Below are 21,307 nucleotides of genomic sequence, written 5' to 3' on the forward strand. Positions count from 1 at the left end.
CACGGACGAGGGTGGAAGTGGCAGGAGCGCCGCAAAAGCGGCTGACTTTCCGCCGAAAATAGCCTTATTTCCCGCCTGCCTCTTTCGTTTCAGGACCATTGGCCGTGTCAGGGCCGCCGGCAAGGTGCCGCCGTTCGATCCCGCGGCAGTCGGCCAGGTCGGCGCCATCGAATTTCGCTTGGTCAAGCGTCGCCCCGGTCAGGACCGCGTGGCGCAGGTCCGCCTCGCCGAAGTCGGCGCCGGTCAGGTCGGCCCGGGTCAGTTCAGCCCCGGCCATCCGGGCGCGGCGCAGCGAGGCGCCGCGCAGGCGGGCGTTCCACAGGCGGGCGCGCTCCAGGTTGGCGGACAACAGCCGGTTGCCGGCGCGCTCGTTCAGGCGGACGGAATCGAGGACCGCGCCGGACAGGTCGGCGTCGGCAAGGAAGGTCCGGCGCAGGGTCGCCGCGCGCAGGTCGCAGTTCTGAAGGTTGGCGTCGCGCAGGTCCGACATGGTGAGGTCGACCACGGTGAGAACGGCGCCGGCCAGATTGGCCCGCCCCATGGCGCAGTTGGTGATGACGGCACCGCCGAGATCGACCCCGGGAAGCTCCAGCCCCGCCAGGTTCAGCCCGGTCAGCTCCAGCCGCTTTCCCTGCTGGCCCTGGGTCCTGATCCACGATCCATGGGCCCGCAGGAGGTCCGAGATCGAGAACTCCCCGGCCGGCCGGGGCAGGTTCTTCGCCCCGTCGGCGACCGAGAGGATCTGCGCATCGACCACCGCCCCCATCAGGTCGGCGCCCTGCATGCGGGAATTCCGCCAGTTGGCGCCCTTCAGCACGGCGCCGTGGAGCGTGGCGCCGGACAGGTTCACCTCGCTCAGCTCGGCGCCCTCCAGCACCACGCCGGTCAGGTTCGCGTTGCGGAAATCGACGCGGGCGAGCTTGGCGCCGACCATCACGGCGTCCGTCATGTCAGCCTGCATGGCGAGCGTTCCGGCGATCCGCGCCCGGGTCAGGTCGGCTCCCTTGAAGGTGGCGCCGACCAGCTCGGCCGGCGACGCCTCGAACGAGATGCGGTTCTCCTGGTCGAGCTTGGCGAGCGAGCCTTCGCGGATATTGGCCAGTTCCAGCACGGCGCCGGTCAGGTCGGCGCCGCGCAGGCAGCAGCCGCGCAGGTCGGTGCGGCTGAGGTCCGCCTTCTGGAGCTGGGCCAGCCGCAGGTCGGCGCCGTACAGGACGGCGTCGCCCAGGTTGATGCCGCGCCCGTCGATCCCCTTCAGCAGCGCGCCGGTCAGGTCGGCCCCCGACAGGTCCGCGCCGGCGAGGCTGAGGCCGGACAGGTCGTGGAACGCCAGGTTGGCGCGGGCCCCGTTCGCGGTGCCGCGCCGGAACCGCGCGTGCCGGGCGATGGCGACGCCGAGCTGCGCCTGGTCCAGCCGGACCCAGGTTTCGGGCGTGTTAGCGGTCATCGACGATGTCCCAGGGTTGGAGTTGGCGCTGGGTCCCGAGCACCCGCTCGATCGGTAGCCGCACCGTGACGGTCGTGCCGATGCCGACCACGCTGTCGATGTCCAGCGTGGCGCCGTGCAGGCTGAGGAACGAGCCGACAATGGCGAGCCCCAGCCCGGTACCCTCCTCGCCCGACTGGCGGACGTTGCTGGCCCGGCCGAACGCCTCGAGGACCCGGGGGATCTCGCCCTCGGGAATGCCGATGCCGGTATCCTTGACGGTGATGCAGACATCGCCGAAGGCGTCCACCAGGGTGCCGATCTCGACCATTCCGCCGCGCGGGGTGAACTTGACCGCATTGCTCAGCAGGTTGACCACCACCTGCTTCAATGCCCGCTGGTCGCCCATGACCACCGGCACCGGTTCGGGCCGAAGGGCGATCATCACTCCCTTGCCGGCGGCCTGGTCGCGCAGCAGCCGGACCGAGGCGTCGACGATCCGGCAGAGGTCGAGTTGCTCCTCCTCCAGCACGTAGCGCCCCGCCTCCACCTTGGAGAGGTCGAGGATGTCGTTGATCAGCGACAGCAGATGGCGGCCGCACTGGTCGATGTCCTCGGCGTATTCCTGGTACTTGGGCGAGCCGAGCGGCCCGAAATACTGGCCCTTCATGATCTCGGAGAAACCGATCACCGCGTTGAGCGGGGTGCGGAGCTCGTGGCTCATCTGGGCCAGGAACTCCGACTTGGCCTTGCTCGACTGCTCGGCGTGGAGCAGCGCCATGTCGGCCTCGCGGCGCACCTGCTCCAGCTCGACCGAGACGCGGACGAAGTCGTCGAACCGCTGGTCCAGCCGCGTCCGGGCGGCGCGCAGCTCGGCTTCCACCGTCCGCTTGGCCGAGATGTCCGCGACGACGCCGACATAGCGCCGGCGCCCGCCGGCCGTGAAAGCGGCCATGGCGATCCGGGCGGGAAAGGCGGAGCCGTCGCGCCGCCGTGCCAGGAACTCGGTGCCGACGCCCGGGTCGCCGGTTTCCGGATCGGGCTGCAGCAGGCCGAGGGCGCTGGCCCCGGACAGGGTCTCCTCCGCCAGCAGCATGCCGATGTCGCGCCCCCGCAGTTCCGCGGCGGTCCAGCCGAACATGCTCTCCGCCGTCGGGTTGAACTCCTCCAGCACGCCATCGTCGCCGACGGTCAGGATGCCGACCAGCGCGACCCGCAGGATCGTGCGGAGCTGATCCTCGCGCTGCGCCAGCGCGGTCTCGGCCCGGCGGCGCGCCGTGACGTCGGCCTGGGTCGCGACGAAGCCGCCGTCCGGCAGGTCCTGGCGCCACACGTCGAGGATCCGCCCGCCGTGTCCCGCGATGTCGATCCGCGCGGGCGGCGGGGCTGACAGCCACCTGTCCAGCCAGACCATGTCCTCGGCGATCCGCGCGTCCAGCACGGCCGCGTCGGACCTCCCGGCCAGCGCCATGGACTGCTCGACCCGCCACCGGACCAGCCGCTCGACCGGGGTGCCGGGCGCGCCGAGGTCGCGGGGAAATCCGTGGAGCGCCAGGAAGCGGTCGTTGACCAGCCTGACGCGGCGCTCGGCGTCGAACACGACGATGCCCTGCCCGATGTTGGCCAGCACCGTTTCCAGGAAGGCGGACTTCTCGGCCAGCGCCTCGCGCGCTTCCACTTCGACCGTTATGTCGGAGATCGTCCCGACGAACCGCCTGGCCTCGCCGCCGGCATCGAAGGACGCGGCGCCCCGCGCGACCAGCCAGATCCAGCGCCCCGACTTGTGCCGCATCCGGAAGGCGACCTCGTAGAACGGGCTGCCGCCGGTCAGGTGCCGGGCCAGGGCCTCGTCGACCCGCGTGCGGTCGTCGGGGTGGATGCGTTCCCGCCAGGCGGCGTCGCTGAGCGTCAGCTCGTCCTCGGCATAGCCCAGCATGTGGAGGTAGGCCGGGGAGAACCAACGGTCGCCCGTCACCAGATCGGCGTCCCAGATGCCGCAGCCCGCCGCCGAGGCGGCCAGCCGGAAACGCTCCTCGCTGTCGCGCAGGGCCTTGGCGGTGCGCCGCCGCTCGGTGACGTCGTTCAGCAGCAGCAGTATGTAGGTGTGCCCGTCCAGGCCGACGAAGGGCTCGCGGATCACCTCGACCCCGCGGGTCCGGCCGAACCGGGTGACCAGCTGGCGCTCGCGCAGGCGGGCCCGCTTGCGGGGGGCGCCTTGCCCCCGCGCCTGGCCGGGCTGCGCCGACGCCGCCTCGCCGGCCAGCAGGGTCTCGATCGGCCGCCCCAGGAGCTCGGCCATCTCGAAGCCCGACATGCGGCACAGGGTATGGTTGGCCTTTATGCAGATGCCGTCCTCGCGCGTCACCGCCACGGCCATCGGCACCGCCTGAAGGAGCGTGTCCAGCAGTTCGAAGCGGCCGAACAGGGCGCCGCTCCAGGGGACCAGGCCGACCGGCTCGCCGCCGGCGGGGGGGCGGCGCATCCGGCTCTCCGGCAGTCCTGCATTGCGCTCGCGGGGGAAGGTTACGGTGACCGTGCTGCCCTCGTCCGGCGCCGTCTCGATCCGCAACTCGCCGTCGTGAAGCTCCACCAGCCGCTTGACGATCGCCAGGCCGAGCCCGGTGCCTTCCCGCCGGCGCGTCAGGGACGCCTCCAGCTGGCTGAACGGCTCCAGGGCGCGGGGCACGTCCTCCAGCCGCATCCCGATCCCGGTGTCGCTGACGCTCAGGATGACCGACTCGTCCGGCCCCACCCGGGCATCCAGCCGGACCGTCCCGCCGGCCGGCGTGAACTTGACCGCGTTGGACAGGAGATTCTGGACGATCTGCCGGATCCGGGTCTCGTCCGCGCGGATCAGCGGGCCGGGCTGCCCGGCATCGCACAGCACGGTGACCCCGCCGGCCTCGGCGGCGGCGGCGGCGACCTGGATCTGGCCGCGGGCGACCTGCGCCAAGTCGATGGTCGCCTCCCTCAGCGCGAGCTGGCCGGCGTCGATCCTCGACAGGTCCAGGATGTCGCTGATCAGCGACAGCAGGTGGCGGCCGCTGCCGACGATGTCCTGGACATAGTCGCCGTAGCGTTCGTTGCCCAGCGGGCCGAACAGCTCGTCGCGCAGGATCTCGGCGAAGCCGATGATCGCGTTCAGCGGCGTGCGCAGCTCGTGGCTCATCATGGCCAGGAACTCGGACTTCGCCCGGCTCGCCTGCTCGGCCTGCTCCTTGGCGAGCCGCAGCATCTGGCCGCTCTCCACGAGCAGCGTCACGTCGGTATGGACGCCCACCATGCGGATCGGCTTGCCGTCGGAGTCGCGGACGCTGCCCCCGCGCGCCAGGATGTGCCGGATCGTTCCGTCCCGGTGGATGAACCGGACGGTCTGCTCATATGGCTTGCCGTCATCCCAGTGGCGCTGGATCCGGTGAAGGGCGCGCTCGCGGTCCTCCGGCAGCACCAGCCGCTGGAGCGCTTCCAGGTCGTTGGGCAGTTCGTCGTCGGCAAAGCCCAGGATCTCCTTCAGACGCGGGGACAGCCAGATCGTCCCGGTCCTCAGGTCCCAGTCCCACAGCCCGTCGCGCGTGCCCTCGATCGCCAGCCGGAAGAAGTCGCGGCTGTCCTGCAGCTCGCGCTCGACCTGCTTGTGCCGCGTGATGTCGAATCCGACCGACTGGTATTCGACCGGCCTGCCCTCGCCGTCGTGGAAGACGCGGTCGCTCCACAGCAGCCAGCGCACCGTCCCGTCCGGCAGCGTCGCCGGCCGCTCGTGCCGCGCCACCGGCCGGTCGGGAGTGAGGTCGGCCAGGCACGCCCTGATCCTCCCGACCTCCTGCGGCGGGACCAGATCGGTGATCCGGCGCCCGATCAGGTCGTCGGGGCTCGCCCCGAAGCGGCGGGCGTAGGCGGCATTGACGAAGGTGAGGGTCGTGTCGGGGCGGTAGCGGGCGACCAGACCGGCCTGTTCCTCGATGATGGCCTGGGTCCGGGAATCCAGATGGGTCCAGGATGACGCGGGAGACCGCGCCGTGACGGTGACCATGATCCGGACCACGGCGCCGTCCAGCGGGATCGGGACCAGGACGAGGTGCCAGCTTTCGGGCTTGGGATCGAGCGACACGTCGACATCGATCTCGACCGGCCGCCCCGTGCCCGAGCAGTCGTCCGCGGCCCGGCCGACCAGGGCGGAGAGGCACGCCGGATCGAACCGTCCCAAGGCGGCTTCCAGCCGGGCGTTCACCGCCAGCACCGCGGCCCCCGCGGACGCATCGATCACGAACGCCGGTGAACCGACCAGATCCAGGATGGTGCGCAGATCATGGGGAGGACAACGGGCGAACATGTTCCGGCTGATTCACGCGAAATGAAGCAGCACTCTCCTTCAGCCGGCGCCGTTAATCCACTATAAAGTGGTATATAGGCTTTAGGATACCATTTGGTCGCGCTCACCGCGCGGCCAGTTCCTTCACCGCCAGAAGGCGTGCGGGACGCCAGGTTTCCGGCTGGCTGCGAAGCAGCAGGCTCAGCGCCATCGGCGGGACCGGCTGGGAGAACAGGTACCCCTGCAGCAGGTCGCATCCGACGTCGGTCAGGAAATCCCTCTGGGCCGCCGTCTCCACCCCTTCCGCGACCACCGTCAGCCCGAGGCCGTGGGCCATGCCGACCACGGCGCGGACGAGCGCCGCATTCTTGAGGTTGTGCGGCACCCCGTCCACGAACATCCGGTCGATCTTCAGCTTGGTGATGGGCAGTTGCTGGACATAGCTGAGCGAGGAATAGCCGGTCCCGAAATCGTCGATCGCCGTCTCCACGCTGATCGACGCCAGGGCGGAGATCGCCTGCACCGTCGCCTTCAGGTCGCGCACCGCGGCCTGCTCGGTGATCTCGATCCCGATCAGCCCGGCCAGGTGCGGCTTCTCCGTCATCAGTTCCGCCAGCCGCGTGGTCAGACGCCCGCGCAGGAACTGCTGGCCGGACACGTTCATGAAGACCCGTCCGCAGACAAGCCCCTCGTCATGCCAGCGGGCGACCTGGTCGGCGACGGCCTCCAAGACCCAGTCCGTGATCGAGACGATCAGGCCGCTGTCCTCGGCGATCGGGATGAACTCCGCCGGCGACACCGCGCCAAGGCTGGTGTGGGACCAGCGAAGCAGCGCCTCCGCGCCGGCGACCCTGCCGGTCTTCGCCTCGATGATGGGCTGGTAGACCACCCTCAGCTCGTCGCGCTGGACGGCGTGGGCGAGGTGCATGGTCAGCAGGGTGCGGCGGCTCGCGGCCTGGGCCATTTCCGGCGTGTAGAAGCAGACCGCGTTGCCGCCCTCGTGCTGCACCGTCTGGAGCGCCAGCTCCGCCTTGGTCAGCAGTTCCTCGACCCGCTTGATGCTCGCGTCATGGATCGCGGCGCCGATGCTCATGCGCACCAGGACCATCTGGCGGTCCACGTAGATCGGGCTGAGCAGGCGGGCGTGGACATGGTTGGCGACATCTTCCGCCGCCGTTCGGTCCGCGAAGCAGGCCAGCGCCGCGAACTCGTCGGCGCCGACGCGGCACAGGATCGATCCCTTGGGGAGGATCTCCCCGAACCGGCCGACGATCGCCTTCAGGACGCCGTCGCCGACATGGTAGCCGAGGCCTTCGTTGATCTCCCGGAACTGGTCCACGTCGAAGCTGAACACCACTTGGGTCCGTCCGCCCTGGGACAGCCGCGATGCCATCTGGCGGTCGCACTCCTCCAGGAAGGCGCGGCGCGACAGCAGGCCGGTCAGCGGATCGTGGTTGGTCAGGAAGCGCGCCCGCTCCTCGGCCGCGTGGCGGTCGGAGACGTCACGGGCGATGCCGATGAAGGTGACCTCGTCGTTGAAGCGCATCTCGCCGACGCTGAGATGGACCGGGAAGACGGAGCCGTCCTTGCGCTTGGCCAGGACCTCGCGGCCGGTCCCGATGATCTTGGCGCGGCCCGACGCGAGATAGCTGTCGATGTACCCGGCATGGCGGTGCTCGTGCGTCGGCGGCATCAGCAGGGCGACCGGCTCGCCGAGCAGTTCGACCTCGTCGTAGCCGAACATGCGGCAGCAGGCGTGGTTGACCGACTGGATGATCCCGCGGGCGTCGATCGTCATGATGCCGTCGACCGCCGCGTCGAGCAGCGACGTCGCGAACTGCTCCCGGCGCAGCAGGTTCTCGAGGGTGCGCTGCCGCTCGGTCATGTCCTCCAGCAGCGCCAGGAAGCCTACGGCGATCCCGGCCGGGTCGCGGTGCGGAACGAGGCATCCGCGCAGGTCTACCCGCCGGCCCGGCTCGGGGACCGCGGCGAAGCCGAACACCACCGTCTCGCCGGCGGACGCGCGGCGCCCCAGCTCCTCGGGGGAGACATCCCCGTCGCTTCGGCCGGCTGCCTCCAGGATGTCGCGGAACCGGGCGCCGGCGACTGCGTCCGCGATCATCCCGAACGTGCCGCGGAACAGTCCGTTGGCGAAGCGGCAGCCCCCCTCGGCATCGAAATAGCCGATGCACAGCGGGGCATCGTCCAGGATGCTGGATGCCAGGGAAGCGAGAAAGCCATCTCCCGCTGCGGCGACGAAGGTTCCGAAGAGATCCACTGATTGACCTTCGGCCATCACTCCACTCCGCAGGCGGTTTCGATCCGGGATGTTCGCTTACCGCGCTGCACGCGAAAATTTCGGGACAATGGACATAGATTATTTAAATATTTATTACTAATGGAATAACACCCCCTCCGAGAGTCTTCCGGCGCGAACCCGCTGCACCGGCGCGTTGCAGCGGCATCATCCCAAAGTACAACCGAAGACGCGTACCGCCGCGCGGGGAATGCCGCTATCCTCCCACCGCCGCCATGAAAGGCGGGTCACGGCCGGACCCGTAGAACCGGCCGACATCGAAAAATCGGCCGACATCGAAAAATCGGGAGGAAACCGTCCATGCGACACCTCGTCACCAGCCTCGCAGTGGCGGCGTGCCTGCTTTTCTCCGCCCAGTTCCAGGCCCAGGGAGCCGAGGCCCGGGCCGTCCGCGTGGGCGTTCTGAAGTTCGGCACGGTGAGCTGGGAACTGGACACCATCAAACATCACGGGCTCGACGCGGCCGAAGGCATAGACCTCCAAGTGGTCGAACTGGCCAGCAACCAGGCGACGCAGGTGGCGCTCCAGGGCGGCGCGGTCGACATGATCGTGTCGGATTGGCTGTGGGTTTCCCGGCAGCGCGCGGAAGGCGCCGACTTCACCTTCGCCCCGTATTCCACGGCGGCCGGATCGGTCATGGCCCCGGCCGACTCTCCCATCCGATCGCTGGCCGACCTGAAAGGCCGCCGGATCGGGGTGGCCGGCGGACCGCTGGACAAGGGATGGCTGATGCTGCGCGCGCTGACCATCCAGCAGCACGGCTTCGATCCGGACAAGGACAGCGAGAAGGTGTTCGGGGCGCCGCCGCTGCTCAACGAGCAGGTCCGCGGCGGCGGGGTCGAGGCCGTCCTCAACTATTGGAACTTCGCGGCCCGGCTGAAGGCGGCGGGCCTGCGCCGGGTCATCGCGGTCGAGGAGATCGCCCGCGACCTGGGCATCCGGACCGACGTGCCGATCATCGGCTACGTCTTCCACGACGCCTGGGCGGAGGCCGATCCCCAAGCCGTCAGGGACTTCCTCCGCGCTTCCCTGAAGGCCAAGACGATCCTTCGCGAGAGCGATGCGGAGTGGCTCCGCCTGGCCCCCCTGACCAAGGCCGAGGACGATGCGACGCTGCTTGCCCTCCGCGACGGCTACCGCGACGGCATCCCGACCGCCTGGAGCGACGCCGAGCGGGAGGACGCGGCCCGCGTCTTCGAGATCCTGGCGAAGCTGGGGGGCCGCGACCTTGTCGGCGACTCCCCGCGGCTGGCCCCCGGCACTTTCTGGACCGGATTCGACTTCTGATGACCTTGTCGAAGGTGGGCCGCCTGCCGGCCCACATCCTGTCGCTCCTTGTCCTTGTGGCGCTGTGGCAGGCGGCGTCGGTTGCGGCGGGCAGCCGCCTGCTGCCCGGCCCGGCGGCCGTCGCGGCGCGCCTGATGGACGAGGTCGTGCGGGGCGGACTGCTGCTCGACCTCGCCATAACGCTGGGGCGGGTCTGCGCGAGCTTCGTCATCGCGATGGCGGTCGGCACCGCACTGGGGATCGCGATGGGCCGGTTCCGCCTGCTCGACCGCCTGCTGGACGGCTGGCTGGTGCTCTTCCTCAACATCCCGGCGCTGGTTACGATCATCCTGGCCTATGTCTGGTTCGGCCTGACGGAGTCGGCGGCGATCGCGGCGGTCGCGGTCAACAAGATCCCCAACGTGGTCGTGACCCTGCGCGAGGGCGCCCGCGCGCTGGACCGTGATTATATGGAAATGGCCGAGGCCTATCGACTCGGGCCGGCCAAGACCCTGCGTCACGTCGTCCTGCCACAGCTATACCCGTTCCTGCTGGCGGCGGCGCGTTCGGGCCTCGCCCTGATCTGGAAGATCGTCCTGGTCGTCGAGCTGCTGGGCCGGAGCAACGGCATGGGCTTCCAGCTGCAGGTGCTCTTCCAGCTGTTCGACGTCACCGGCATCCTTGCCTATACCGCGGCATTCATCATCGTCGTCCAGTTCATCGAGTTCGCCTTGCTGCAGCCCCTGGAAACCAGGGCTTCGCGGTGGCGCCGCTGACGCATTTTTGTTGCCGTCGCCTGCGGTTCTCTGGTTAAACTAATTTAACCACAAAACTTTTTCTGGAACCAAAACGCGGGATCCGACGTTACATGCCTTATGTCCTTCTGGTCGTCGCCTGCCTGACGGGCCAACCGGCGGAGTGCCGACGGCAAGAGCTTCCCCTGCCCCAGATCACCAACGCCACCGGCTGCCACCTGGGTGGCGCCGTCCGCCTGCGCGACTGGATCGCCGAGAACGGCGGATGGCGGCTGACCGACGTCCGGTGCCTGCCCAAACCCCATACCAATGCGCACGTCGCTTCGGCAGGAAATTAACAGTTTGGTTACAGAGGATAGTTAACGTCGGTCCTTGAACAGTATTACTCCCCCGAGGGTCAGCCCCATGGTGCAGCAAGACGACGTGATCGAACGGACTTCGATCGTGACCTATGCCCTGCTCGAGGAATTGCACACGGTTCTCGCCGATTCCGCCAAACCTGACGAGACCAGCCTTGGCGTCATCATGGGACTGGCGATGTTCCTGGACGAGAAGATCGGCCCGATGCGGTCCCAGAAGCTGATGTCGCAAGCGCCCGGCATCATCCTGAAGACCGACGCCCACGTGACGGACGAGCTGATGCAGCGCTTCGCTCCCGTCCTGCGCGCCTTCGGCACCCATCTGGCGGACTTCGCCTCCGCGTCGGCACCGGCCCGACCGCTCACGAAGGTGATCTGACGGCGTATCGCAGGCCACCGCGGGCCGGGAGCCGGCCCGCGGAAACCATCGCGGGATCTTCGCGGCCCGCGACGCGCCGGACCGAAGCTGATACACTGCCGCGTGGAGCGCAACCGGGCGGGAGGCAGCTCATGGATTGGCTCGTCACTCTCGGCATCGCCGTCGCCGCGGCGGGGGCGGTCTTTGTGGTCGTCATCGGCATCGCCGTGCATGACCTGCGCGGCCACCTGAGACGCGGCATCTCCAACGCTTCGACCCGTCAGGCCAAGTCCCTGCGCAAGGTGGCCGAGAACATGGCCACCGTCCAGAAAGAACTGAGGGAAGCCCAGGCGCAGATACAGTCACTGGTCCGCGCGAACCGCCGGCTGAGCAACCGTCTCGCCGAACTGTCGGCCCGCGTCGACGCCGCCGCCGATGACGACGGCATGATGATCGACGATGACGACCGGGTGCTGCATTGAACCGTTCTTAAGCGTTATCCTGCCGACCGTCATCCCCTTCCCAACCGTCGGTATGAAACGTGACCACACAGCACCAAGTCCTGCCGGACGCAGCCCTCGAACGCGCGCGCTGGACGGCCAGCGGACCGGCCTGGGACCGCTGGTCGGACCCGATGGCGGACATGGCCGACCGGCTCAACCTGCCGCTCCTCGACGCCTGCGGCGTGATGCCGGGCGAGGCCGTGCTCGATCTCGCGTCCGGGGCCGGGGAGCCGGCATTGAGTGCCGCGAAGCGCGTGGGTCCCGGCGGCAGCGTGCATGGCGTGGATCTGGTCGAGGCGATGCTGGCCGGTGCAGTCCGGCGCGCATCCGCCTTCGACGGCCCTCCGCCCCGATTCGCGGTCGGCGACATGACGGCCCTGCCGTTCGCGGACGGGCAGTTCGACCGGGTGACCTGCCGGTTCGGCATCATGTTCGTACCCGACACGCGAGCCTGCCTGGCCGAAACGGTGCGGGTGCTGCGTCCGCACGGCAAGGCGGCCTTCATGGTCTGGGGACCGCTGGCGGACAATACCCTTTTCCGTGAACTGGACCAGGCGGTGACCGAGATCCTGGGGCCGGACCCGCACGACGCCCTTGCGCCCCTGTTCCGGTACGACCAGCCCGGAGTCCTGGCCCGGCTGATGGAAGACAGCGGCCTGCGCAACATATCGGAGCAGTCGCTTCGGCCGACCGCGCGGGTTCCCCTGGAAAAGCCGTTCTGGCGCGCCTCGCTGGACATGGCCTTCGCGCCGCGGATCGCGGCGGCGCCGGCGGAAATCCGGGAACGTCTGGATTCGGCGGTCACCGCGCGTTTCGCCACGCTGGCGGTCGAGGGCGTCTGCGCGCTCCACCTGCATGCGATGATCGTTTCCGCGGAAAGGGTTTGAAGGCCCGATTCGGCCGTCTCCGCGCCGTCAGCACTCCCGGCCGTGGGGATCGAGCACCATCAGGATGCCGAGGATCATGGCCGTGGAGCCGTCCGGCCCGGCCAAGGGCAGCAGAAGCTCCTCGAAATTCAGATAGTCCCGGCCGCACCAGCCCAGATCGCCGGAGCGGTATCGCGGTTCCTGCGTCAGTGCGACCTCCCTCGCCCGGGCGAAGGCGGAAAGCCGCTGATTCTCGGAAAGGCCGGCTCCCAAAGGCTGCCCGGTCATGGGACGGCGCAGCAGCCAGGACAGCTTCGCGCCGGCCACGCGGTGGGTGAACCACGGTTCGTCGTCATGCACGTTGAGCAGAAGGACGTTCTGCAGAGGCGCCGGAAAGTCGGCGGGATCGATATCGCGCCGCCGGGGCAGCGCCATGCCGGGCGGGCACCGCGATAGCCAGTACCCGTGGAGACGTTTCAGGCTGACGTTGGCCTGCCTGGGAAACTGCCACCCGGACAAGATGACACCGTCCTGGCGGCCCTGCTCGATGGCTGCAAAAGGGCTCATGGACACTACCCTACCGGCCCTGTTCCTTAATGTCCAGATCATCATTAATTGTATCTAAACTCCGATGCTCCCTATGGCGGGCGCGCCACAAACGCTCGATCCTGAAGGACTACGTTCGCCGCTCAACGATGGAAAAGGAACGAGAAAGCGGTTCGGGAGTTTAACGAGCACCGCTCACCGTTCCGGCCGAAAACAAGACCAAAGTCCAGCCATGTCAGATACGAAACCGATTCTTGTTCCAGGCCGAACCTGTTGGCGCACCGAGCAGGCCAACCGCCTCGCCCTGATCATTGATGCCTGCGATTATTTCGCGGCGGCGAAATCCGCGATCGGCAGCGCCCGGCACTCGATCTACATGATCGGCTGGGACTTCGACCTCCGGCTCAAGCTCGACCAGGGCAACCCCGACGCGGAGGAGCCGGACGAGTTGGGCGCCTTCCTGAAGCACACGGTGAACAGCCGGCCGGGATTGCAGGCCTATATCCTCAAGTGGGACATGGCGCTGCTGTTCACGCTCAGCCGCCAAGTCCTGCCGATCCTGGCGCTCGACCTGATGACCCAGCGGCGCATCCATTTCCGCCTGGATGCCCAGCATCCGTCGGGGGCCGCCCACCACCAGAAGATCATCGTGATCGACGACGCGCTGGCGTTCTGCGGCGGCATCGACATGACCGATTCGCGCTGGGATACCCGCGACCACGCTCCGGACGACGAGCACCGCAAGCTGCCCGACGGATCGCCCTATGGCCCGTTCCACGACGTGACGACGGCGGTGGACGGCGAGGCGGCCCGTGCCCTGGGCGAGCTCGCCCGGGACCGCTGGTTCCGCGCCACCGGCGCCCGGCTTCCGCCGCCGCCGCCCGGCGAGCTCGATCCCTGGCCGGATCGGCTGAAGGTGACCCTGCGGGACATCCCGATCTCGATCGCGCGCACCTCGCCGCGCTACGGGAAGTACGACGAGGTCCGCGAGATCGAGCGGCTCTACCTCGCGGCGCTGATGGCCGCGAAGCGCACGGTCTATATGGAAAGCCAGTACATGGCCTCGCACGTGATCCGCGACGCCATCATCAAGCGGCTGCGCGAGCCGGACGGCCCGGAGATCGTCATCGTCAACCCGATGACGGCGGACGGCTGGCTGGAGCAGTCCGCCATGGACACCGCGCGGTCCATGATGGTGCGCCAGATCCGCGACGAGGACCGGCATGACCGCTTCCGGATCTACTACCCGGTCAACGCGGCCGGCACGGACATCTATGTCCACGCCAAGGTGGTGGCGGTCGACGACCGGCTGCTGCGGGTCGGCTCGTCCAACCTCAACAACCGATCCATGGGCTTCGACACCGAATGCGACCTCGCGATCGAGGCGGTCGAGGGGGACGATGCCGCCGACCGGATCCGCAAGACGGTCGTCAACTTCCGCAACGACCTGGTCGCGGAACATCTGGACGTGCCGATCGCGACCGTGGAGGAACGGCTGGCCGCCGGGCAGTCCCTGATCCAGGTGATCGACGGGCTGCGCACCGAGCAGGGGCGTACGCTGGTCCCGCTGAAGACCGAGGAACTGAACGAGGTCCAGGAGCAGGTGGTCGAAGCCCGGCTGCTCGACCCCGAGCGCCCGAAGCAGGTCGAGCGGACCCTGACCCACGCCATCAAGAGATATGCCACCCGGCCGAACCTCGCGGCGCTGGGCGCCGTGGCCGGGCTGGGCATCGCCGCCATCGCCGGCAGCCGCCTCTACGCCAGGCGCTTCAAGGCCCGGCGCGGCAAGGATCGCTGAACGGCGGCCCACGACACGCCGGCGGAAAACAGAATGTTTGGGAAGGATCGAAGACTATGCAAGGCAGGCGTTACCAGGACAGCTACGGGACGTGGGGCGGATCGGCCGCCCCCCTCGCCGGGGCGGAGATAATCGAGCACCGCCGGATCGCCTGGTCGGCGGTGTTCGCCGGCGTGGTGGTGGCGCTCGCGCTCAACCTCGTGCTGGCCATACTCGGCATCGGCATCGGACTGACCACCATCGACCCGGCGCAGGCGGACTCTCCGCAGGCCAGCACCCTGGGGATCGCGGCGACGCTGTGGTGGATCGTCACCGCCCTGATCTCGCTGGCGGCGGGCGGCTGGGTGGCCGGCCGGATGGCCGGCATGCCGAACCGGATCGACGGCGCGCTGCACGGCCTGATCACCTGGGGCATCGCGACGCTTCTGCTGTTCTGGCTGCTGACCAGCGCGGTGGGCAGCCTGATCGGCGGCACCTTCTCGGTCGTCGGCGACGCGCTCTCGACCGCGACTCAGGAAGCGGGCCAGGCGGCAGGACAAGCGGCGGGCCAGACCGATCCCGGCACGACCCAGGGCATCCAGGAACAGGCCCGGGCCCTGCTCGCCCCGGAGGGTGGATCGCTGCCGCAAGGGGCGCTCGACACCGTGAGCCGGATCGCCCGCGGCGACGTGTCCCAGGAGGAGCTGCAGTCCGCCGCGACCCGCCTTGCCGAACAGGCCGGCATTCCCCAGGAGCAGGCGCGGCAGACCATCGACAACCTGCGCCAGCAATATGCCGAGACGGCGGAGCAGGCCACCCAGGCGGCGCAGGCGACGGCCGACACGGTCTCCTCGGCGGCGCTGTGGTCGTTCCTGGCATTGGTGCTCGGCGCCCTGGCCGGGTCGCTCGGCGGCATGGCGGGAGCCCCGGCCGGCTGGGACCGCTACTGACGGAACAGAGCCGGTAGCGGCGTTTACCCCGCCTTCATCGGTTTCCGGCTGTCATGTCGTCACACCTCAGCGGCGGCATGGCTCCAGACAATGACGCGTTACCGGTTTCGCTTCCTGGCGGTCGCCGCCCTTCTCGTCCCGTTCGGTGGCCTGCCGGGAGCGTCGGCCCGGGCCGAGGCTCCGCCGGCCATCGTCCTGGCCGAGCCCCCCGGCCCCGTGGCCGACCTGACCATCGCGGGGCACATCGACCGGATCGAGATCGGCCCGGAGATCGTGATGGAAGGCTGGGGCCTGCTGTCATCGGCCTTCCCGGCGTCGGGCGCCGGGCTTCCGGGATCGGTCAGGATCCACAGCGACCTGGACATCCGGGGGATCGCGGCCCGCCGGGTGGAACGGCCCGACGTGGTGGCCGCCGTCGGAAAACCGGACCTGCTTTTCTCGGGCTTCGTCATCACGCTCGTGCCGACGCGCGCCGTGCCGCCCGGCGGGTTCACCCTGTGCGTGACGACCGACGACCCGCTCTACGGACGCTTCCGGATGCACGACAATCCGCAGGTGCCGTGCTCGCTCAACCAGAAGTAGGTGCAATCAGGACGGGGAGACCGTCATGCAGGCCGAGCCCTGGCTGGTCAGCCGGGCGCAGGCGCGGTCGGCGCTCGCCGAGGTGACGCCGAGGAGCCGGGCGCGGTACAGCCGTCCGGCCGGCGTATTGACTTCCATGACATAAACCCGCGCCGGCGTCAGGAGATCGGGAACGGCGCGGCGCGCATCCTCCACCGCCCGGTTGCTCTCCGTCGCAGAGCGGAAGGCGCCGACCTGGATGCCCCAATCCCCGGCCGGGCCCCCAGCCGGGCCGCCAGCCGGAACCATGGCGACCTGCTGGATGGGCGCCGCCGGAACCGGGGCGATCGGAACCGGGGCGGCGCTGGCGGTGATGACCGAGCGGGCGCGCGGCGGCGGGGCCGCCACCGCGACCACCGTCCTGGACGGGACGGTCCTGGACGGGGCGGCGGGCGGGGTCGCCGCGGCATACATGGTATCGGTGACGCGCCGCGATGGATGGATGCCGTCGATCTGCGGCGAGATCATCGCGACGTAGTTCCGGGTCTCCGACGGCAGGCCGCGGTCGCCGGTCAGATACTCCCCGTAGCGGCCGGGGCCGGCATTGTAGGCGGCGAGGAAGCCGGGCGAGCCGAATTTCTCGTACATTTCCCGCAGGTAGGCGGTGCCGGCCAGGATATTGTCGCGCGGCTCGAACGGGTCCGACCCCAGCCCGTGCTTGACCCGCAATTCCTCGTAGGTGGAGGGCATGACCTGCATCAGGCCCATGGCGCCGGCCCGGCTGACGATCGGGCGCCCGTTCATGTGGGTCCGCCCGCCGCTCTCGACCTTCATCACCGCCCTGATCCAGGGTTCCGGAACGTCGAACCGCTGCGACGCCTCGGCGATATGCGAGGCCCAGGGATCGCCCGAGAGGCCGCCGGTGTAGCCGCCCTGCGCCGCCGGTCCCGTCCGGTCCGGCGGGGAGCTGGAACAGCCGCTCAGCAGCGCCGCGGCGATGCCGATGGCGATCCCGACGACCATGCCGCGAGGAACTGGGCCGCGAAGAAGTCGGGCCGGATCTTCATGGGGCGGCGTCGGTATCGGCATGGTTCAACGTGCTTTTGAAGACGAGGATATAAGTTCATAATATCGTTTGGGGTTTCCGGTCAATAAAATCCTCCTCCCGGTCCCCTGCCCCGCCGCTGCCGAACCCGCTCCCTAAACCGATGCGCGAGTAGGCCGGCGGCCGCCCGGACGGCCGCCGGTCCCCGATGATGGCCCTGGAGGACGTCAGTACCCGTAGGAATTCTGCTGGGGCTGATGCTCCCCGCCGCCCTCGTGGTGGTGGCCATGGTCGTGGTGGCCCTCGTGGTGATGGTCGCCGTCCTGCTGGCCGCCTTCCGTCACGGACAGGGCGAGGTCGGGGAAGCTGCGCTCGACGATGCCGATCAGGACCTCGATGCGGTCGGCGGCATGGTCGGCCTTGGCCTGGAGCTCGTCATACTTGCGGCGCAGCTCGTCCAGTTCGGTCCGGGCGGCGTCGCGCTCCTCCACCACGGTGCGATGCTCGTACCGCTGTTCGTCCAGCTTCTTCGACACGCTGTCGATCACCTGATCGATGCGCGCGAGGGCACTGTCCAGCTTGGATGCCTGGCTGTCGGAAGAATGCTGAAAATCGCTCATGCTGATCTGCTTTGCCTGTCTGAAGGTGCCCCTTGGCGCGGCCATTGATCGCGCGCGCCCGATATCGGGTCAACCTTATAATCGAGGCGGGTTTCGTGATTCCAAACAAAGTCCCGACCAGACGGCGCAGGCGTTCTGGGGGGCGGCGCCCAGCGCGGTGTTGTCGAAGACGCACCATGCGGGCGCCGTCCTGGAATCCCCGCGCACGGCCGCTTCCACGGCGCCCAGCCGCTCCGGCCCGTAGTCGGTGTGATAAATCTCGGGCGAGCCGTGAAGGCGGCGGTAGACCAGCCCGCCCCAGCCGCCCGGCGCCTCCCCGCCGGGAACCGCGACCGGATCGGCGGCGACGCGCGCGACGTGGAACCGCTCCAGCAGGGCTTCCGGCCCGTCGTTGAACCAGCTCGGATGCCGCGGCTCGCAGGCGATGCCGCCATCGAAACGATCCCGCAGCAGGGTGAAGAAACCCTCCGCCGAGTCCCGCCGGTACGCGAGGCTCGGCGGCAGCTGGACCAGCAGCGGGCCGAGGCGGTCGCCCAGTTCCCGGACCCCGCCTAGGAACCGGTCGAGCAGGTCGGCGGGGTCGGCCAGCCGGCGCTCGTGGGTGATCTGCTTGGGCACCTTGACCGCGAATCGGAAGCCCTCGGGGACCGAGGCCGCCCAGCGGGCATAGGTCTCGGGCTTGTGCGGCCGGTAGAAGGAGCTGTTGATCTCCACCGCCGGCAGGCGGCGCGCGTAGCGTTCCAGATGGCTTCCCTCGGCCGGGAAGAGGCTGGCGTGCGGGCTGGGAATCGACCAGCCGGCACACCCGACATAAACCGGATGTTCCCCCATGCCGCCTCAACGGCGGTTCAGTACAGCAGGTTCCGGAACACCAGGGAAACGTCGGGCACGAAGGTGACGACCATCAGGCAGCCGAGGATCACCAGCACGAAGGGCACCAGCGGCCGGATGATCCGGTCGAGCGGTATGTTGGCGACCTGGCAGGCGGCGAACAGGTTGACCCCGAACGGCGGCGTGATCATGCCCATGGCGAGATTGACCACCATCACGAGCCCGAAATGGATCGGGTCGATCCCGAAATGGGAGGCCACGGGGGCCAGGATCGGGGCCAGCACGATGATCGCGGCCGAGGTCTCCACGAACATGCCGAGCACGAACAGGAAGGCGTTGACCGCCAGCAGGAACACCACCGCGCCGTCGATCGACTGCACCAGCCACTCGCCGACCGCCACCGGGATGCCGGCCCGGTTGATCAGGAAGCTGAACAGGCCGGCCGTCGCGATGATGAACATGATGATCGCGGAGGAGATGACGCTTTTCCGAAGGATCGGTGCCAGATCGGAAACCTTGATCTCCCGATAGATCACCAGCCCGACGACCAGGGCGTAGAAGACCGCGACCACCGACGCCTCGGTCGGGGTGAAGACGCCGCCATAGATCCCGCCGATGATGACGACCGGCATCAGCAGAGCCAGTCCGGAACGCCGGACGGCGGCGGTGAAGCCCAGGCGGCCGTCCCGGTCGTCGCGGCCGTAGCCCTTGATGCGGCACCAGACATAGACGAAGGCGGTCAGCGCGCCGGCGATCAGGATACCCGGCCCGATGCCGGCGATGAACAGCTCGCCGATCGAGACTTCCGCCGAGACCGCGTAGAGGATCATCGGTATCGACGGCGGAATGATCACGCCCAGCTCGGCCGAAGTCGCCTGGAGCGCCGCCGCGAAGGGGGCGGGATAGCCGTGCTTCACCATGGCCGGGATCAGGATCGCGCCGATCGCGAAGGTCGTGGCGACGCTCGATCCGGACACCGCGGCGAAGATCATGCAGGTCAGCACGCAGGTGCAGGCGAGCCCGCCCTGGACGCCGCCGACGATCGACTTGGCGAAATCCACCAGCCGGGTCGAGATGCCGCCGACCTCCATCAGGTTGCCGGCCAGGATGAAGAAGGGAATCGCCGCCAGGGGATAGCGGTCGAGCGAGACGAAGAGCTGCTGGGCGACCAGCAGCAGCGGCAGGTTGGTGAAGCCGGCGATGCCGACTATGCTGGCGATGCCGATGGAGATGGCGATCGGGACGCTGAGCGCGAACAGCGCCAGCATGGTGACGAGGATGGTCGTGCTCATCCGGCGGCCCCTTCCAGGTCGACGTCGCGCCGGTCGAGGTAATGGGCGATCACGGCCAGCAGAGAGAAGAAGGCGCCGACCGGCAGCGCCGCGTAGGCCCAGGCGATGGAGATCTCCAGCCCGGCCAGGGTCTGGAAGCGGACCCGCCACGCCATCTGGACGCCGAACCACAGGATGACGCCCAGCAGGGCGATGCTGTTGAGCGTGATGAAGCCGCGGAGCGCCGTCCGCCAGGGTCCGGAGGCCGCCCTGTAGGCGAGGTCGACCGCCACCAGCGCGCCGTGCCGGAAGGCGATCGTGATGCCCAGGAAGACCATCCAGATCAGGCAGGTGCGGGTGAGCGCCTCCGACCAGGTGGAAGGCTGCTCGAAGACGAAGCGGGTGACGACCTGGTAGAAGGCGGACACCGCCGCCACCACCAGGCAGGCGGCGGCGGCGTGCCCGATCACCCGGTTCAACGCCCCCTCGATCGCCAGGAAGATCCGGATCATGGAATCCGACGATCAGGGCGTGTAGTTGCGGATTCGGTCGATGTTCTCCTTGCCGAACCGCTTGGAGTATTCGGCGTAGGCCGGCTCCAGCGCTTGCTGGAACTTGGTGCGGTCGACATCGGTGATGACTTCCATCCCGGCCTTGCGCAGTTCATCGACGCCGTTGGACTCGACCGCGGCGACCTTCTCGCGCATCGCCTTGGCGGCGACGGCGGCCGACTCGCGGAACATCCGCTGCTCTTCGGCGGTGAGCCCGTCGAAGGTGGAGCGCGCCATCAGGATCATGGCGGGCGAATAGACGTGGCCGGTCAGCGTCAGGTACTTCTGGACCTGGGCGAACTTGGACGCGGTGATGACCGGGATCGGGTTCTCCTGCCCGTCCACGGTGCCCTGCTGGAGGGCGGTGAACACCTCCGTGAAGGCCATCGGGGTGGGCAGCACGCCGAGCTGGCGGAAGGCGGTCATGTGCACCTGGTTCTCCATGGTGCGGACCTTGAGCCCCTTGGCGTCGGCCGGGTCGTTGATCGGACGCTTGCTGTTGGTGATGTGGCGGAAGCCGTTCTCGCCCCAGGCCAGGGCGACGATCCCCTTGTCCGGGAACAGCTTCAGCATGTCCTGCCCGATCGGCCCGTCCAGCACGGCGCGGGCATGGGCATAGTCCTTGAACAGGAACGGGATGTCCACCACGGCCACTTCCGGCACGAAGTTGCCGACCGGGCCGGTCGAGGTGACCACCAGGTCGAGCGTGCCGATCTGCGCGCTCTCGATCATCTCGCGCTCGGCCCCGTTGGGGGTGGAGACGACCTTGAACTTGCCGTTGCTGCGCCGGGCCAGCTCGTCGGCCAGGGTGGACGCCGCCACGCCGTAGTGCGAGGTCGCGGCCGTGGGGTGGCCGAGCTGGAGCGTCGTCTCCGCCCGGGCGGCCCCCGTCAGGGCCGACCCCGCCGTGAGCGCGAGGGCCAGGGCACCGGCCATCCAATACATTGCCTTCATGAGCGTGGAACCTCCCAGTCCATTTCCTCGACCGCAACCCCG

General features: G+C 68.8%; 19 protein-coding genes. 9 read left to right on the forward strand and 10 right to left on the reverse strand.

Annotated features, from left to right (window positions below; translation table 11 throughout):
* Positions 1-64: 64 nt before the first annotated feature.
* From JL100_RS19410 to JL100_RS19420, 3 genes are all read right to left on the reverse strand, one after another.
* Positions 65-1,447, reverse strand: coding sequence for a pentapeptide repeat-containing protein (locus JL100_RS19410; protein WP_202679261.1), 1,383 nt, complete (start codon positions 1,445-1,447; stop codon positions 65-67).
* Positions 1,437-5,756 (reverse strand): PAS domain S-box protein, encoded by a 4,320-nt coding sequence (locus tag JL100_RS19415; RefSeq protein WP_202679262.1) that lies wholly within the window; start codon positions 5,754-5,756, stop codon positions 1,437-1,439. Before JL100_RS19415 ends, JL100_RS19410 begins: the two co-directional genes overlap by 11 nt.
* Positions 5,757-5,859: 103 nt before the next feature.
* Positions 5,860-8,013, reverse strand: coding sequence for a putative bifunctional diguanylate cyclase/phosphodiesterase (locus JL100_RS19420; protein WP_202679263.1), 2,154 nt, complete (start codon positions 8,011-8,013; stop codon positions 5,860-5,862).
* Positions 8,014-8,352: 339 nt separating this feature from the next.
* Here JL100_RS19420 and JL100_RS19425 point away from each other — a divergent pair, with 339 nt between their 5' ends.
* From JL100_RS19425 to JL100_RS19450, 6 genes are all read left to right on the forward strand, one after another.
* Complete coding sequence (locus tag JL100_RS19425; RefSeq protein ID WP_202679264.1) at positions 8,353-9,339, forward strand: ABC transporter substrate-binding protein; 987 nt, start codon at positions 8,353-8,355, stop codon at positions 9,337-9,339.
* Positions 9,339-10,094, forward strand: coding sequence for an ABC transporter permease (locus JL100_RS19430; RefSeq protein WP_202679265.1), 756 nt, complete (start codon positions 9,339-9,341; stop codon positions 10,092-10,094). Before JL100_RS19425 ends, JL100_RS19430 begins: the two co-directional genes overlap by 1 nt.
* A 92-nt stretch (positions 10,095-10,186) precedes the next feature.
* Positions 10,187-10,411, forward strand: a complete 225-nt coding sequence (locus tag JL100_RS19435; RefSeq protein WP_202679266.1) for a hypothetical protein — start codon at positions 10,187-10,189, stop codon at positions 10,409-10,411.
* A 67-nt stretch (positions 10,412-10,478) separates the two neighbouring features.
* Complete coding sequence (locus tag JL100_RS19440) at positions 10,479-10,811, forward strand: hypothetical protein (RefSeq protein WP_202679267.1); 333 nt, start codon at positions 10,479-10,481, stop codon at positions 10,809-10,811.
* Positions 10,812-10,942: 131 nt separating this feature from the next.
* Positions 10,943-11,272 (forward strand): hypothetical protein, encoded by a 330-nt coding sequence (locus JL100_RS19445; RefSeq protein ID WP_202679268.1) that lies wholly within the window; start codon positions 10,943-10,945, stop codon positions 11,270-11,272.
* A gap of 59 nt (positions 11,273-11,331) precedes the next feature.
* Positions 11,332-12,180: a class I SAM-dependent methyltransferase gene (locus JL100_RS19450; RefSeq protein ID WP_228420796.1), complete on the forward strand. Its 849-nt coding sequence runs from the start codon at positions 11,332-11,334 to the stop codon at positions 12,178-12,180.
* A gap of 27 nt (positions 12,181-12,207) precedes the next feature.
* On the opposite strand, the gene JL100_RS19455 is transcribed toward JL100_RS19450, so the two are convergent.
* A complete protein-coding gene (locus tag JL100_RS19455) occupies positions 12,208-12,726 on the reverse strand; it encodes a PAS domain-containing protein (protein WP_202679269.1) in 519 nt (172 codons plus the stop codon).
* A gap of 211 nt (positions 12,727-12,937) precedes the next feature.
* Between JL100_RS19455 and JL100_RS19460 the strand changes: the two genes are divergently transcribed.
* The 3 genes from JL100_RS19460 (at position 12,938) to JL100_RS19470 (ending at position 16,014) form a co-directional block, all read left to right on the forward strand.
* Complete coding sequence (locus tag JL100_RS19460; RefSeq protein WP_202679270.1) at positions 12,938-14,503, forward strand: phospholipase D-like domain-containing protein; 1,566 nt, start codon at positions 12,938-12,940, stop codon at positions 14,501-14,503.
* 56 nt (positions 14,504-14,559) lie between these two features.
* Positions 14,560-15,432 (forward strand): hypothetical protein, encoded by an 873-nt coding sequence (locus JL100_RS19465; RefSeq protein WP_202679271.1) that lies wholly within the window; start codon positions 14,560-14,562, stop codon positions 15,430-15,432.
* Positions 15,433-15,522: 90 nt separating this feature from the next.
* Positions 15,523-16,014: a hypothetical protein gene (locus tag JL100_RS19470; protein WP_202679272.1), complete on the forward strand. Its 492-nt coding sequence runs from the start codon at positions 15,523-15,525 to the stop codon at positions 16,012-16,014.
* 6 nt (positions 16,015-16,020) lie between these two features.
* On the opposite strand, the gene JL100_RS19475 is transcribed toward JL100_RS19470, so the two are convergent.
* The 6 genes from JL100_RS19475 to JL100_RS19500 all read right to left on the reverse strand — a co-directional run bounded on the left by JL100_RS19475 (position 16,021) and on the right by JL100_RS19500 (position 21,265).
* Positions 16,021-17,016, reverse strand: coding sequence for a transglycosylase SLT domain-containing protein (locus JL100_RS19475; RefSeq protein WP_202679273.1), 996 nt, complete (start codon positions 17,014-17,016; stop codon positions 16,021-16,023).
* Positions 17,017-17,265: 249 nt separating this feature from the next.
* Positions 17,266-17,658, reverse strand: a complete 393-nt coding sequence (locus JL100_RS19480) for a hypothetical protein (RefSeq protein WP_202679274.1) — start codon at positions 17,656-17,658, stop codon at positions 17,266-17,268.
* 75 nt (positions 17,659-17,733) lie between these two features.
* Complete coding sequence (locus tag JL100_RS19485; RefSeq protein WP_202679275.1) at positions 17,734-18,489, reverse strand: DUF72 domain-containing protein; 756 nt, start codon at positions 18,487-18,489, stop codon at positions 17,734-17,736.
* Between the two features lie 17 nt (positions 18,490-18,506).
* On the reverse strand, positions 18,507-19,781 hold the full coding sequence (locus JL100_RS19490) for a TRAP transporter large permease (protein ID WP_202679276.1): 1,275 nt from the start codon (positions 19,779-19,781) through the stop codon (positions 18,507-18,509).
* Entirely contained in the window at positions 19,778-20,272 is a 495-nt protein-coding gene (locus tag JL100_RS19495) for a TRAP transporter small permease (protein WP_202679277.1), read from the reverse strand. Before JL100_RS19495 ends, JL100_RS19490 begins: the two co-directional genes overlap by 4 nt.
* A 12-nt stretch (positions 20,273-20,284) precedes the next feature.
* Positions 20,285-21,265, reverse strand: a complete 981-nt coding sequence (locus JL100_RS19500; protein ID WP_202679278.1) for a TRAP transporter substrate-binding protein — start codon at positions 21,263-21,265, stop codon at positions 20,285-20,287.
* Positions 21,266-21,307 lie beyond the last annotated feature (42 nt).

The sequence above is a fragment of the Skermanella mucosa genome, from assembly GCF_016765655.2.
Classification (GTDB): domain Bacteria; phylum Pseudomonadota; class Alphaproteobacteria; order Azospirillales; family Azospirillaceae; genus Skermanella; species Skermanella mucosa.